Origin of the sequence: Bacillus sp. FSL W8-0629 (genome assembly GCF_038593225.1) — a bacterium.
GTDB lineage: Bacteria > Bacillota > Bacilli > Bacillales > Bacillaceae > Bacillus > Bacillus altitudinis.
Genome location: NZ_CP151975.1, coordinates 343028 through 357020 on the forward strand (window position 1 = coordinate 343028; position 13993 = coordinate 357020).

The 13993-nt window shown below is 42.3% G+C and carries 12 protein-coding genes; 10 read left to right on the forward strand and 2 right to left on the reverse strand.

The features are described 5' to 3' along the window. Window positions 1-36: 36 nt before the first annotated feature. From NSQ17_RS01885 to NSQ17_RS01900, 4 genes are all read left to right on the forward strand, one after another. Entirely contained in the window at window positions 37-1797 is a 1761-nt protein-coding gene (locus NSQ17_RS01885) for a thiamine pyrophosphate-binding protein (protein WP_047945860.1), read from the forward strand. Window positions 1798-1820: 23 nt separating this feature from the next. Beyond that, a complete protein-coding gene (locus tag NSQ17_RS01890; RefSeq protein WP_024718975.1) occupies window positions 1821-2201 on the forward strand; it encodes a cupin domain-containing protein in 381 nt (126 codons plus the stop codon). 87 nt (window positions 2202-2288) lie between these two features. Further along, on the forward strand, window positions 2289-3491 hold the full coding sequence (locus NSQ17_RS01895; protein ID WP_135010167.1) for a CoA transferase: 1203 nt from the start codon (window positions 2289-2291) through the stop codon (window positions 3489-3491). Between the two features lie 45 nt (window positions 3492-3536). Beyond that, the gene (locus NSQ17_RS01900; protein ID WP_008342087.1) at window positions 3537-4847 is read left to right on the forward strand and encodes an MFS transporter; all 1311 of its coding nucleotides are present in this window, start codon (window positions 3537-3539) and stop codon (window positions 4845-4847) included. A gap of 242 nt (window positions 4848-5089) precedes the next feature. On the opposite strand, the gene NSQ17_RS01905 is transcribed toward NSQ17_RS01900, so the two are convergent. Then, window positions 5090-6451 (reverse strand): hypothetical protein, encoded by a 1362-nt coding sequence (locus tag NSQ17_RS01905; protein ID WP_342467787.1) that lies wholly within the window; start codon window positions 6449-6451, stop codon window positions 5090-5092. Between the two features lie 143 nt (window positions 6452-6594). On the opposite strand from NSQ17_RS01905, the gene NSQ17_RS01910 reads away from it, so the two are divergent. The 5 genes from NSQ17_RS01910 to NSQ17_RS01930 all read left to right on the forward strand — a co-directional run bounded on the left by NSQ17_RS01910 (window position 6595) and on the right by NSQ17_RS01930 (window position 11944). Beyond that, complete coding sequence (locus NSQ17_RS01910) at window positions 6595-7368, forward strand: IclR family transcriptional regulator (protein WP_017366579.1); 774 nt, start codon at window positions 6595-6597, stop codon at window positions 7366-7368. Window positions 7369-7453: 85 nt separating this feature from the next. After that, the gene (locus NSQ17_RS01915; RefSeq protein WP_025206715.1) at window positions 7454-8011 is read left to right on the forward strand and encodes a shikimate kinase; all 558 of its coding nucleotides are present in this window, start codon (window positions 7454-7456) and stop codon (window positions 8009-8011) included. A gap of 403 nt (window positions 8012-8414) precedes the next feature. Continuing rightward, window positions 8415-9362 (forward strand): dihydrodipicolinate synthase family protein, encoded by a 948-nt coding sequence (locus tag NSQ17_RS01920; RefSeq protein WP_045034606.1) that lies wholly within the window; start codon window positions 8415-8417, stop codon window positions 9360-9362. Window positions 9363-9439: 77 nt separating this feature from the next. Continuing rightward, window positions 9440-10447: a LacI family DNA-binding transcriptional regulator gene (locus NSQ17_RS01925; protein ID WP_341014846.1), complete on the forward strand. Its 1008-nt coding sequence runs from the start codon at window positions 9440-9442 to the stop codon at window positions 10445-10447. Window positions 10448-10567: 120 nt separating this feature from the next. Further along, on the forward strand, window positions 10568-11944 hold the full coding sequence (locus tag NSQ17_RS01930) for an MFS transporter (protein WP_024718969.1): 1377 nt from the start codon (window positions 10568-10570) through the stop codon (window positions 11942-11944). A gap of 230 nt (window positions 11945-12174) precedes the next feature. Here the strand turns inward: NSQ17_RS01930 and NSQ17_RS01935 are convergent, their stop codons facing one another. Further along, window positions 12175-12948, reverse strand: coding sequence for a class I SAM-dependent methyltransferase (locus NSQ17_RS01935; RefSeq protein WP_342467788.1), 774 nt, complete (start codon window positions 12946-12948; stop codon window positions 12175-12177). Between the two features lie 118 nt (window positions 12949-13066). On the opposite strand from NSQ17_RS01935, the gene NSQ17_RS01940 reads away from it, so the two are divergent. Beyond that, window positions 13067-13972, forward strand: a complete 906-nt coding sequence (locus tag NSQ17_RS01940) for a LysR substrate-binding domain-containing protein (RefSeq protein ID WP_342468078.1) — start codon at window positions 13067-13069, stop codon at window positions 13970-13972. Window positions 13973-13993: the final 21 nt, after the last annotated feature.

Below are 13993 nucleotides of genomic sequence, written 5' to 3' on the forward strand. Positions count from 1 at the left end.
AGCAGATTCATAGCTGCACCGTGAGAGGAGAGAAACATGAAGAAGAATATATCTACACAGGTCATTCAGTATTTAGAAAATCGAGGAGTTGAGCATATCTTCGGTCTGTGCGGTCATACGAATATTGCTTTTTTATCAGCGCTAGAAAAAAGCCGTATTCAATTTGTGAATGTCAGACATGAACAGATAGCGGCGCATGCAGCAGACGGTTATGCACGAGCGAAAAAACAGACGGCTGTTGTGCTCAGTCACTTAGGTCCTGGACTCACCAATGCGGCAACAGGCGTAGCGAATGCTGCACTCGATTCCATTCCAATGGTTGTTATTGCAGGAGATGTTCCAAGTCATTACTACGGAAAGCACCCACACCAAGAAATCAATCTTCATTCCGATGCTTCTCAATACGAAATTTATCGCCCGTTTGTGAAAAGAGCATGGCGAGTCGACATTCCAGAATTATTTCCAGAAATTTTATCAAAAGCGTTTCAGTTAGCTGAAAGCGGCCGCCCTGGGCCAGTCCTGATTTCAGTTCCGATGGATGTGTTCTCAAAAGACTTAGATGTGTCGTTATTTGAACAAATCGCTCATCATACACACACCGTTGAAAAACCATCTATTGATGATCAAACAGCGAATCGGATATTAGATCGATTGCTGCAGGCAGACAAACCGCTTTTATATGTAGGGGGAGGCATTTTACTAGCCGATGCAGCAGAAGAGTTAAAGGCATTTTCTGACCATTTGAGTATCCCTGTTGCCCATTCTTTGATGGGGAAAGGGGCGATGCCAGATGATCATCCAATGACCCTTGGTATGACAGGGTTTTGGGGGACGAAATTTATCAATGATCAGTGTAAAGCAGCGGACTATATATTGGCTTTAGGCACCCGTTTTGCTGAAGCAGATGCGAGTTCGTGGGAATCGGAGTATACGTTCAATTTCCAATCAACCAAGCTCATTCATATTGACATTGATCCGAATGAAATTGGCCGAAATTATCCTGTGGAAATTGGAGCGGTAGCAGATCTCAAACAGGCGTTGACCGTACTCAATCGTGTGGCGAAAGAAAGGCTACCAGAAGGTCTGGATCGCCCTCAATTGAAAAAGGATATTGCGGTATATCGTGAGGAATTTCAGAAGAGCAATTTGACGAATATTCAAGACGAGTCTTTCCCAATGAAACCACAACGTATTTTGCAGGAGGTGCGGGAAGTATTGCCGCCTGATGCCTTCATTACAACCGATGTTGGCTGGAATAAAAATGGGGTCGGACAGCAATTTCCTGTATTCACCCCAGGCACTATTTTAACCCCAGGTGGTTTTGCGACGATGGGATTTGGCGCTCCTGCTGCACTTGGAGCAAAGATTGCCCAGCCTGACCGTGTCGTTGTATCACTTGTCGGGGACGGCGGATTCGGTCAAAATCCATCTGTTCTTGCAACAGCTATGGAAGAAAACATTCCTGTTGTGTGGATTGTGATGAACAACAGTGCGTTTGGGACGATCGCCGGCTTGCAAATGGCACACTATGAAACGACATACGGCACTGTTTTTAGAAAAGATGGAGAAAGCTATTCGCCTGATTTTGCAGCCATTGCAAGAGGTTATGGGATGAAGGGGATCAAAATTACGGCGGCTTCTGAATTCAAAGAAGCTTTGGCTGAAGCGATCGCTTCTCAGGAACCGTGTGTCATTGATGTAGCGATGAAAAATGATCCTGTGCCTACTGATGGACATTGGAACATTAATGATATTTATTCACCAAATACAAAACGTTCACATGTCAGTGTGAACTAAACATGACTAGGGAGGAATCAACAATGAAAATTAAAGTATTAAATCCATTTCAAGACGGTCATCCATTATGGTTAGGTTTAGATCATCCAGAAGAGAACATGATTCGGAAGGTGTTTCAAACGATCACACCAGATACCGTTGGATCAGAGCATATGATGGCAGGTCTCACTATTTTTGAGCCGGGAGAAGCAAGCTCAGTACACAATCACCCGGGTTCAGAGGAATTTGATTATGTGATTAAGGGGTCTGGCGAAGTCATTTGCGATGGAGAAAGACAATCATTTAAACAAAATGACTTTATGTTTATTCCAGACGGTGTCTCGCATCAGCATGTGAACACAGGGGATGAACCTTTATGGCTGATTTGGCTCTATACACCGCAAGGGCAGCTGCCGAAGGACTAAAGAAACCTTGCACGAGAGAAAGAAGAAAAGGGGCTAAAATAGAAAGCATTTTAGCCCTTTATCAATTGAACGAAAGGGAGTCAAGCAATGAATAAGAATACACCACTTGAAGGAATCAAAATATTAGATGTTTCAACGATGATTGCTGCACCATACGGCGCGGTGCTTCTAGGAGATTTCGGTGCAGAGGTCATTAAAGTCGAGATTCCTGGAAAAGGGGATACACTGCGGCATGTTGGCCCTTTTGCAGATGGTGAACCTTTGAGATGGTCAGGGCTTTCAAGGAATAAGAAATCTCTTACACTCGATCTACACAAAGAAGAAGCAAAAGACATTTTTAAAAAGCTTGCAGCGCAGGTTGATGTGATCATTGAAAATTTTCGTCCGGGCACACTTGAAAAATGGGACGTTGGGTACGATGTATTAAAAGAAATCAACCCTCGTTTAATTATGATTCGAGTTTCGGGTTATGGGCAAACCGGTCCATTTAAGGACAAGGCGGGGTTTGGTACACCTGCGACGGCATTTAGCGGCTTTACATATATTCAAGGGTTTCCAGATCGGCATCCAGTCAGCCCTTCCTTTTCCCTTACGGATTATATCGCAGGAATCTATGTGGCGTTTGCCACTGTGACAGCGATGTATTACCGTGACACACATCCAGAAGGAACAGGGCAAATGGTGGATTTGGCTCTCTATGAATCTGTGTTCCGCATGTTAGAATTTTTGGTTGCTGAATATGACAAGCTAGGGAAGGTGCGTGAGCGTTCACCAGGGTTAAGCGGTCATTCAAGCCCTGCCGGCACCTATGAGACAAAGGATGGGCATTATTTGGTTCTTGTGACGAGTACAGATTCGACCTTTAATCGATTGGCAGAGGCGATGAATCGCTTAGATTTACTAGAGAACGAGAAATTCTCTGTGAATGCAGCCAGGCTGAAGCATAACGATGAAATGGATGAGATCGTCTCGCAGTGGATTGCGTCCAAAACAAGAGATGACGTCTTAGACATTCTAGATACACATGGTGTGCCTGTGAGTCCGATTCTAAGCATTCGGGATATCTTTGAGCATCCGCAATTTAAAGCACGAGAAAATATTGTCGAGGTGCATCATCCACGTCTTGGAAAAGTGAAGGTGCCTGGAATCATTCCGAAGTTTGAAAAAACCCCCGGTCGTATTCGCCATATTGCGCCTGATTTAGGTGAACATAATTATGACATTTTAACGAAAATGCTTGGCTTCACAGAAGAAGAGTGTAAACAGTTAGAAAAAAAAGGGGTCATTTAAGACACTCAACCGATCCGCACGCTGCGGAAACAAAGGAGGATGGTTATGAAAGTGCATTCAGAACTGAAGGGGAACGACTTGCGGCCTGCTTATGCGAAACCAACAAAAGCTCGTTTCGGCATCTTGATTCTGTTGTTTTTTATTACCGCTATTAACTATATTGATCGAGCCAGTGTATCTATTGTTGCACCTGCGATTCAGTCTTCATTGCAATTAAACCCTGCCTTATTAGGCCTCATCTTTTCAGCATTTAGCTGGACCTATACAGCCATGCAGATCCCTGGCGGCTTTATTCTTGATAAGTTTGGATCAAAGGTAACGTATGGAATATCACTCATTACTTGGTCTATTTTCACCGGTTTACAGGCGTTTGCGAACAGCTTTGCCTTCTTATTTGGCTGCCGTTTGTTTATCGGAATTACAGAATCTCCCGCATTTCCTGCGAATAATCGCATTGTGACCACATGGTTTCCAAGGCGGGAACGCGCATTTGCAACAGGGGTTTATACCGCTGGAGAGTATGTGGGGCTTGCATTTGCGACACCTCTTCTTTTTTGGATTATGACAACTTTCGATTGGAGAACCGTCTTTATTACTGCTGGTGCGCTCGGTATTATATTTGCTTTCTTTTGGTACAAGTATTATCACGAACCAAAAGAGCATCCGAAGATCAATGAAGATGAATTAGAATTGATCCGTCAAGGCGAAGGACTGACTGTGGCATCACAGGAGAAACTGAAATGGGCAGACTTTGCCGCACTTTTAAAATATCGTAAATTGATTGGACTCTATATTGGTCAATTTTCTGTTGCGTCTACCCTCTTTTTCTTTTTAACATGGTTTCCGACCTATTTAGCAGAGGCGAAAAATATGGCCTTTCTCAAAGTGGGTTTTGCGGCATCCCTGCCATACATCGCTGCATTCTTTGGGGTGCTGTTTGGAGGCTATGTGTCTGACTGGCTGCTTAAAAAGGGTGTATCGGTCAATGTAGCGAGAAAGCTGCCGGTTGTGGTCGGTCTGCTTCTGACAAGTACCATTGTTTTAGCGAATTTTACAACGAATATCCCGCTTGTGCTCACTATTTTATCCATCGCGTCCTTTGCGCAAGGACTGTCTAATATCTCCTGGACCATGCTGTCTGAGGTAGCACCAAGAGAAATGGTCGGGCTGGCTGGCGGCGTATTTAACTTCTTTGCTAACTTATCCGGCATCATCACCCCGCTGATCATCGGATTCATTGTATCGGCGACAGGCTCTTACAACGGCGGTATTTTATTCGTCAGCCTAGTGGCATTAGGCGGAGCGTTGTCGTATATCTTTATTGTAGGTAAGATTGAACGGATTCAATTAAAATAATAGAGAGTAAGAAAAAGAGAACTCATTGGGTTCTCTTTCAGCGTGTAGACAAACCCTCGCATTCGGTGTCAGTCCTGTGTGCCAGTGCTCACGAATGTCAAATTCGCTCCGCGCCAGTACTCGTCCTTCCTAGGGCTACAAAGGTTTTCTATCGCGCTGAAAAAAAGACAAAGGGCTAAAATAAAGTTCATTTTAGCCCTTTGTCAACAATCTTAAAAGAGAACTCATTGGGTTCTCTTTTTCTATGAATAAAAGATGACGGTGATGATCGTTGCACATGCGATACCCATGCTGATATAAAAACCAGCAAACCAGATATTCCATCGAGTGATTCGGTAAGGGTTGACCTTCATCAAATCGGCTAATAGGGAGACAGATACATTATATGGGCTAAACATGACCGTTGAGGTCCCAGCGATAATGAGCATGATTGCGATGGGAAGGGCAGGCAGTTCATGAATGACAGGTGCCATCAAGCTCACTAAGAGAGCAAGCGAAACGAGCGGGTGAAAACCGCAAAGAGCGGTGATGAGAAAATACAGCCCGATGACCCCATAAACCCAAATGGCATGATCTGATATACTGACGATAAATGCTTGAATCGGCTGCAGGCTGTTTGTGACAAGCAGCATATCGACAAAGAAGCCCGCGCTTAAAAATAGACACATATAATTGGAGAGCTGGCGGGTCCGTTCTTTCCAATGGGGAATAGAGACGGCTACATATTGTTTTCGTTTTTTGATGATAGACGAGAATAATAGAGCGAAAGGAATAATCGTCAGCACAACAGCGAACAGATAACCTTTCCCAATCCAGGCGTCAACAAGCGAAACGACTGTCATAAAACTGAGCAGCATGAAAGCAAGCTGAATGGTTTTTCTCTTGATGCGATGAGGGTTGGAGTGAGCTTCTGCCGGCTGGATGATATGCGGCAATCGTTTGCTTTGACGAGAAAACAGCAACCAATCCGTCAACAGCACAAGCACCATTAAACAAAAGGTAACGGGTGCAATCTGATAATATTTCAATTTGGTTGCATCAATCGTGACACTCACCAGTACTTCGACAGGACTCCAGCTAAGACATAGCGCATATGACCTTAAAAGATTGCGCGTATAAAGGTGCTGTTTGACTTGTTCCTGAAGGGTGTTCAGCGACGTCTTCAAGGATGTATATAATAAGGGAATCGTTGCGATATTTAAAAACATGCCAAGAACATGAGTGACAAAAGAACTCTTGCGATAAAGCTGATTTGTACTCGTTGTATGTAAGGTAAGCAGTTTATTTAATTGAGTATCGAAATGTCCAACATGTATGAGAGAATGAATAAATGGCAACATGAAAAATAAAGAAAGCAAGCCTAGCATGGAATGAAAATGAAGGAAAAGCGTATGCAAAGGCTGTTCTGACCAGAAAAATAACACCAATCCAATCAAGAGAAACATAGCACCCGTTTTCAAATAAAGCCCATTGGCCTTCTTAAAGGAAATGGTGAGCGAAGCAGCCGCCAGCAGACCAACCAAATAGGAGAGAATGGGAGCAGGGAATAGTTGATGAACGATGTATAAGCTAATAAGAAGTGTGAAAATGAGCAGGTAGATCATGATATCTCCTCCATCAAAACATCTATCGGTTTTATTCCGTACAGTGGAATTTGTTTTCTTTTAATGGAACATTTAAAATGGATTATAGCAAAATTGGTCAATCATGTCGATAAGAAATCAAAGGGGAAAAGGAGAAAGTGAACATGGCTGATAAGAAGTCAAAAGAAGAATCAGGATTGCGTACCGTTCAGCGGGCTTTGGATATTCTTTCTTGCTTTAGCGAAGAACGTCAAGAGTTGACGCTAACGGACATTTCAAAAGAGATGAACTTAGCAATGTCTACCACAACGAGACTGCTCAAGGCACTTGAAATGAATCATTTTGTGGAAAAGAACCAAGAGACGATGAAGTACCGGCTCGGTCAAAGACTTTATCTTCTCGGTTATATTGCTGGGAAGTCCATCAAATTGAGGGAACTGGCAAAACCGCTCATGTACACACTTCGTGATGAAACAAAGGAAACCGTCAACCTGTATGTGCTCGATCACAAAAGCAGGGTATGTATTGAACAAGCCGAAGGGCTGCAATCGATTCGGCATCTTGTGAAAATCGGTGAGAAGCTGCCGTTATACGCTGGTGCTGGTGGAAAGGTGCTGCTTGCTTTCCAAAGCGAAGAGTTTCAACAGCAAGTTTTCGCGTCTGAGGCTGATCACATGACGATGGAGGAATGGCAAAAAGAATGTCGGCATATTCTTGAAACGCATACCGCTTGCAGTATTGATGAACGGGAAGTCGGATCGGCGGCAGTGGCGGCACCGATCTTTAACATTCATGGGGAGGTGCAGGCATGTTTATCCATATCTGGACCGACCCAACGATTTACTGAAGATGTCATCCCTCAATTGCAGCAAAAAGTGAAAGAGCATGCCGAGAAGCTCTCCGAACAGCTCGGTTACGTCGTCAAACACAATTTTTAAGAATGCCTATCTTTTCTCAGTCCATTTATCATATAATAGAAACATTATGTAGCATTCCTTGTCGTAAGGAGGACGTGTCACGAACATGAAAAACAATAGAGAGATTCCTGTGAGACAGCGAAATATTGTCCTCATTGGCTTTATGGGCGTTGGGAAAACAACCATTGGGCAGCTGGTTGCCAAAAAGTTATATAGAGATTTTATTGATGTTGATCAGGAGATTGAGAAAAAGTACAACATGACGATTCCAGAAATGTTTCAGCAAAAAGGAGAAGATTTCTTCAGACAGGCTGAAAAGGACTATATCGTCGATTTATGTGAACATACTCAGCTAAAGATCGTGTCTCTTGGAGGCGGTGCGTTTAAACAGGAAGAAATCAAACGATCTTGCTTAAAGCATTGTACGGTTCTTTTCCTTGACCTATCTTGGGAGAATTGGAAACAGCGGCTGGATATTTTAATTGAAAACCGTCCTGTTCTTCATAACCGCACGCTTGACGAGATGAAAGAGCTGTTTGAAGAGCGCCGGGAAATTTATTCCCTTCATAACTCAAGAGTGGAAACAGATCATCTAGAAGCTGAAGAAGTCGCCAATTATATTGTCGACACACTCAAGCTTGGCTGGGATCTATATTCGAAATAAAAAAGTCTATCCTAAGGGGGTAGACTTTTTCTATTAGATCAGGAGTAGTCAAAGAAATCACAGTCTGATGGATGAAAAAAAGAAGAAAAGATGTTTTTTCCTTCGTCATTATATCAAAATGTATGCATCCTTTATGTGGTGTGTCTAGCCGTTTGAAAAAAGTGGTGATCAGACTACAACTAGGTCAAGATGATGAGGTTTTTTGATTGATGTGGGAAACGAAATATATCTCTCATTTTCTTTTTTTGAAAAAATAAAATAGTATATAAATTCTAATAATCATTTTTTGAATTATTATAATTTTTAAAAATATTGTTGACACCTTCGGTTAGATCATTCTATGATTATTAACGTAAACGCTTACCGTAAACGTTTACTATAACGGATGGGGAGGAATTTGTTGATGAAAAATAAAGAAAAATGGAGCGGTGTATTCCCGGCAGTCTTAATTCCTTTTAAAGATGACTATTCAATTGATGAACCTGCTTTTCGTAAGCTTGTTCGCTGGGTGGCGGAGCACGAAGGGATTAATGGGATCGTTGTCAATGGACATACTGGCGAGATTATGACTTTGCTGCCACATGAACGAGCTGAAGCTGTGCGTATTGCAGCCGACGAATTAAAGGGAGAAATTCCTGTCATTTCTGGGGTTTCTGCTGAAGGGACAATTGAAGCGATCCAGCATGCAAAAGCAGTGGAGGAAGCTGGCGGAGAAGGTATTCTTCTTATGCCGCCACATTCATGGCTGAGATTCGGTATGCAGCCTGAGTCACCTGTCCAATTCTTTCAAGATGTTGCAGAAGCAATTGATATTTCAATCATCGTCCATCAATATCCAACATGGACAAAAACCTCTTATACAACCAGTCAATTATTAGAAATGTCGGAGATTCCAAACGTTGTCTCATTTAAAATCGGTCAAAGAGACATGGCGCAATATGAAGTCGATGTGCGCGCACTGAAAAAGCATGCACCAGATGTATCATTGCTCACATGTCACGATGAATATTTATTGCCAACATTAGTTCAAGGAATTGATGGGGCGCTTGTAGGTTTCGGCTGTTTTGTACCAGATTTGATTGCTGAGCTTGTGAAATGTGTGGAAGAACAAGACCTTGTAGCGGCTAATAAAGTGTACGATAGAATCTTTGAATTAAAGCATGCTGTGTATAAAATGGATGAACCTTCCTCTACCTCTCATCTGCGAATGAAGGAAGCGATGTTCCAGCGAGGTTTGATCAGCAGTTCGCTTGCGAGGAAGCCAGTATTACCTTTAACTCAAAAGGAAAAAGAAGAGATTCGTCAGGGCCTTCAAAGTGTTGGTTTACTTAAGGAAAACGTTAGTAAATAACAGACCATTGATTTCATGATGAAGGTGAGTCAGGTTATAATAGAGTATAAAACAACAGACTCCCGGAGGTATGAAATGTGTCAGTAAGTATTAAAGATGTCGCATTGAAAGCTGGAGTATCTATCGCCTCTGTTTCCCGAGTATTAAGTGGCAAACCAGGAGTAGGTGCTCAAACGGCTGAAAGAATTAAACAAGTGATTGATGAATTAGGCTATCGTCCTAATTTAGGAGCTAGAGGGCTCGTTAAAAGAAAGACTGGCAATATTGCTGTCGTGGTTCCTCGTGGTTCATATATTTTGAATAATCCATTTTTTTCGACGATTTTAGATGGGATAGCGAAGGAATTAGATGAGACTGAATTCAATATGTTGATGTCATTTACATCTGTACAGCAGCAGCGATTACTTGAAACGCAGGCTGTAGATGGTGCCATTTTATTTTCTCCAAGAAATGAAGAATTGAGCATGGATTGGTTAAAAAGTTTAGCTATTCCCATTATCGTTGTCGGAAGTTACTTAGAGGATTCTCCATTTCCATGTGTCAGGCCCGATGATGAAGAAGGTGTGTGCCAATCTGTCACGGCCTTATTTGATAAAGGTCATCGAACCATTGGACTGGTCAATGGTCCAATGAGTTCGATGCATAGTGTGAGGTATTACAAGGGGTATGAGCGTACACTGAAAAATTTAGGATTAACAATGAACAAAGAGCTTGTGTTTGAGTTAGATGAATTTGATGGGGGAAAAGTAGTAGAAGTGGTTTCTCAATTTCTCCAAGGAAACCAGCACATGACTGGAGTTGTTTGCTCTTCAGATTTTTTGGCGATAGGGGTCATGAAAGCGGCAGATATCGCAAATGTGTCAATACCTCATGATTTGTCTGTCATTGGTGCTGATGATGTGCCCATTGCAAGTTTTCTAACCCCTTCTTTATCTTCTGTTCATGTTGATTTAGTTGGAATGGGAAGAAAAGCAGTTTCTTTACTAACGCAGTTAGTAGAAGGAGAACAGTTAGAGAAGATGGAACATATCTTCCCGATGTACTATGTAGATCGTGGCACCACGGGAACGCCAAAAAAGAAATGATAGATGCTGAAAACTCATATGATCGCTTTAGAATGTCTCTTCATTTAAAATGTAAGCGATTTCTTTTGTGCTCATCAGCATGTACTTTTGCATCATTTCCTCTATTAAGGAGGAGATATCATGACGTTAGAACTCAGCGGAAATTCAAATTCTCATGATGAGCAAGTTGTTGATAGAGCTTCACAACTATTGACTAGGATGGAAAGTGTACCTTTTTCGAGATGGCATTTAAAACCTCGTATCATTATGGGATCTGCTACCTTTTTTGATGCTTTTGATGCACTATCTTTAGCGTTTGTTCTCCCAGTTCTCATCGGCATGTGGAATTTATCACCTGCTCAAATTGGTCTTCTTATTGGGTCTGGTTATATCGGACAAGCGATTGGTGCTATTTTCTTTGGGTGGTTAGCAGAAAGACGTGGCCGTGTATTTAGTGCAAAGTGGACTGTATTTCTCATGTCTATTATGAGTATCGCATGTGTATTTTCAGGTAACTTTATGGCCCTTTTTATTTTTCGTTTTATACAGGGGATTGGAGTAGGAGGAGAAGTGCCAGTAGCGGCCTCATATATCAATGAGTTGTCCCGGGCCCAAGGGAGAGGGAGATTTTTTATGCTCTATGAGATGATTTTTCCATTAGGATTAATGATCTCAGCTCAAATTGGTGCATTTGTTGTACCTAGCTTTGGGTGGAAATGGATGTTCTTGATTGGTGGAATCGGCGGTTTAATCGTCTTTGTCTTCTTTTTCATGTTACGCGAGTCTCCAAGATGGCTTATTTCAAAAGGCAGGTTAGATGAAGCCGAAAGAATCATTGAAGAGATTGAAGCTAGTACGGATAAACGAATGCCTGTTGCAAAGCAAGTGTCCAGCAGCACTGAAAAAGGCGACTGGAAAGAGCTCTTTTCTACTTTTTATCGTAAAAGAACATTGATCGTATGGGGACTATGGTTTTCTGCCTACTTTGTATCGAATGGATTAAATAACTGGTTACCAAGTCTTTATAATACGGTTTACAATTTGCCAGTTGGAGATTCATTAAGGGCAGCCTCTCTCACAAATATTTTACAGACCATAGGGGTATTCGCTTGTGCATTTTTAATAGATAAAGTAGGACGGAAGCGTTGGGCAACCATTGCATTTATCGTAACAGGTGCTTTATTAACGGCTTTATGGATCAGCGGAGCAAATTCTCCAGAAAGCGTTATTTATTTAGGGTCCGCTGCCTACGGAATGATGGGGACAATTACAGTTCTTCTCTATTTATATACACCTGAAATCTATCCAACCCGTATGAGGGTAATTGGTACGGCATTTGCTACAGCGTGGCTTAGGCTGGCCTCAGCGATCGCTCCTATTATGATAGGTTTTATTTTAGAGGTGAGCGGTGTTTCAACTATTTTTATTCTTTTTGCAAGTGTGACTGTAGTGGGAGCAATTCTTGCTTTTAAAATGATCGAAACGAGAGAGAAAGTATTAGAGGATATTGCACCGTAAGTGATGCATGCAGTGAAGAACTTATTCTAAAGAGGGTAGGTTCTTTTTTTATTCAGAGGATTTACGTACACTTTTGAAAAAGCCTAACCTACCTCAGTTCAATTATCTTATAATAGAAACATCATGCAGCACTCCTTGTCACGAACATGAAAAGTAATATCTATCAGATAGTGGAAATGTATATTCATAATATAAAAGTCTACCGGCTAGGGTAGACTTTTTCGATCAGTTTAATGTTTGATCCCTTGAAGCAGTGCAGCTTTTAGGCAAAAGGATGTTGGCTGACGATGTTCGTCGAATTCCAGTTGAAACAGCTGTTTCGTTTCATCGCCTGCAGCATGAAGGTGGGCAACGATTTCCTTTTGAACATTTTCTGGTGTACGTCCTCGTATGATCCAGTCCTGATAATCAATATGCAGATCCCAGTAACGGATATCTTCTTTCGTCAGATGGTTGTCAGCGAAAAGCTCTTTCCATTCTGATAACGAGCTTTCTCGCACATGGGAGGGATCTCTCAGTCTATTTAAATGATTAATAAAGTCATCCTGTGCTTGGTTTTCAGGTGCATAATGATCGACAAGTAGAAATTTGCCGCCTTTCTTTAAGACTCGGCTGATTTCAGACATGGCTGCCGGGAGATGTGGGAAGTGATGAGCAGCAAATCGGCATGTGACCAGATCAAATGATGCATCAGAAAAGGGCAATGCGTCTGCGGATGCCTGCTCAAACGTAATGTGGTTCAGCTGTCGCTCTTCCGCAAGTGCTGTAGCAACCTCGATCATTTTGGGTGTGACATCAATCCCGATTCCTTTAGAGATGACGTCTGAAAAGGAAAAAACGGTATGACCTGCCGCACAGCCGATATCAAGTAGATGCTCATTGCCCTTTGCCTTCGCCGCCGTTTTCATCCATTCAAGTTCTTTTCCAGCTGCAAAGATGGGTGAATCTCGGTAGTTCTCTGCATTTTGTGAGAATTGTTTCTCGGCTTTTGAATATGGATTCATTACTTTACCCCCTTTTTGTTGTTTCTTTATCGTAGGGTTCTTCCCGTGATTTGTCTAAGACATAAAAGATATGATATGAATAGTTAAAACCTATGAGGTGAGAGAAGTGGATATACGAATGATGGAATATGTCATGGAAGTGTACCGGCAGCAAAGCTTTACAAAAGCAGCGGAAAAACTTCACATTGCACAGCCCTCGTTAAGTCAGCAAATTAAAAAACTTGAGGAGGAATTAGATACTCCTCTGTTTATTCGGAAGTATGGACAAGTCACTCCTACACCTCAAGGAAACCGATTGATCAAAAGAGCAGAGACCATTTTGAAGGAACGAGATGATTTATTGCGTGAGATGGGGGAAGCTGCTTATGAGGTAGGGAAAGAACTGATGATCGGTGCGCCAGCTGTCACAGGGGGATATGTCCTGCCAAGTTTATTAAAAACCTATTGTCAAACGTATCCGCACGTTCACGTTCATTTGATAGAAGAATCGCCTCGTGAGCTAGAAAGACGTTTACTCGCTGGGAAACTGGATCTGGCGATTCTTTCTCTGCCTGTCGAGCATGAATCATTGAAAACAAAACAAATGCTAACAGAGCCGCTTCTCCTCGCCATTCCGCAAACGGCTCAGCCGTGGTTGACGGATGAACTGAATGAAATCATCAATCAAGCGGATCAAGAAGGGTCTGTCCCGTTTCACCTTCTGGAAAACGCCCCATTTATTATGCTGAAAGAGGGATATGGCTTTCGGCAAGTGGTCACGGAACTGTGCCGTCATCATGGCTTTCGGCCGAGAATTGCATTTGAAACAAGTCATATTCAAACAGCTCAGGCATTGGTTGAAAATGAGCTAGGTGTGACGGTGGTGCCGAAAATGGTGGCACAAGAGGAAAGGAAAGCAGTCACTTATTTACACATTGATTCATGCCCAACCCGTACTCTTGTGTTTGCATATGTGGAAGAAAGATATTTAACGAAAGCCGCTCAAGCCTTCATGGACCTTCAACAGAATCAAGGAAAAGCTTAAACAAACGTTTAATTAAACGTA

Excerpts from the sequence above, each read along its gene's own strand:
- NSQ17_RS01885 (WP_047945860.1), top strand. The coding sequence starts at position 37 with ATGAAGAAGAATATATCTACACAGGTCATTCAGTATTTAGAAAATCGA.
- NSQ17_RS01890 (WP_024718975.1), top strand. The coding sequence starts at position 1,821 with ATGAAAATTAAAGTATTAAATCCATTTCAAGACGGTCATCCATTATGG.
- NSQ17_RS01895 (WP_135010167.1), top strand. The coding sequence starts at position 2,289 with ATGAATAAGAATACACCACTTGAAGGAATCAAAATATTAGATGTTTCA.
- NSQ17_RS01900 (WP_008342087.1), top strand. The coding sequence starts at position 3,537 with ATGAAAGTGCATTCAGAACTGAAGGGGAACGACTTGCGGCCTGCTTAT.
- NSQ17_RS01905 (WP_342467787.1), bottom strand. The coding sequence starts at position 6,451 with ATGATCTACCTGCTCATTTTCACACTTCTTATTAGCTTATACATCGTT.
- NSQ17_RS01910 (WP_017366579.1), top strand. The coding sequence starts at position 6,595 with ATGGCTGATAAGAAGTCAAAAGAAGAATCAGGATTGCGTACCGTTCAG.
- NSQ17_RS01915 (WP_025206715.1), top strand. The coding sequence starts at position 7,454 with ATGAAAAACAATAGAGAGATTCCTGTGAGACAGCGAAATATTGTCCTC.
- NSQ17_RS01920 (WP_045034606.1), top strand. The coding sequence starts at position 8,415 with ATGAAAAATAAAGAAAAATGGAGCGGTGTATTCCCGGCAGTCTTAATT.
- NSQ17_RS01930 (WP_024718969.1), top strand. The coding sequence starts at position 10,568 with ATGACGTTAGAACTCAGCGGAAATTCAAATTCTCATGATGAGCAAGTT.
- NSQ17_RS01935 (WP_342467788.1), bottom strand. The coding sequence starts at position 12,948 with ATGAATCCATATTCAAAAGCCGAGAAACAATTCTCACAAAATGCAGAG.
- NSQ17_RS01940 (WP_342468078.1), top strand. The coding sequence starts at position 13,067 with ATGATGGAATATGTCATGGAAGTGTACCGGCAGCAAAGCTTTACAAAA.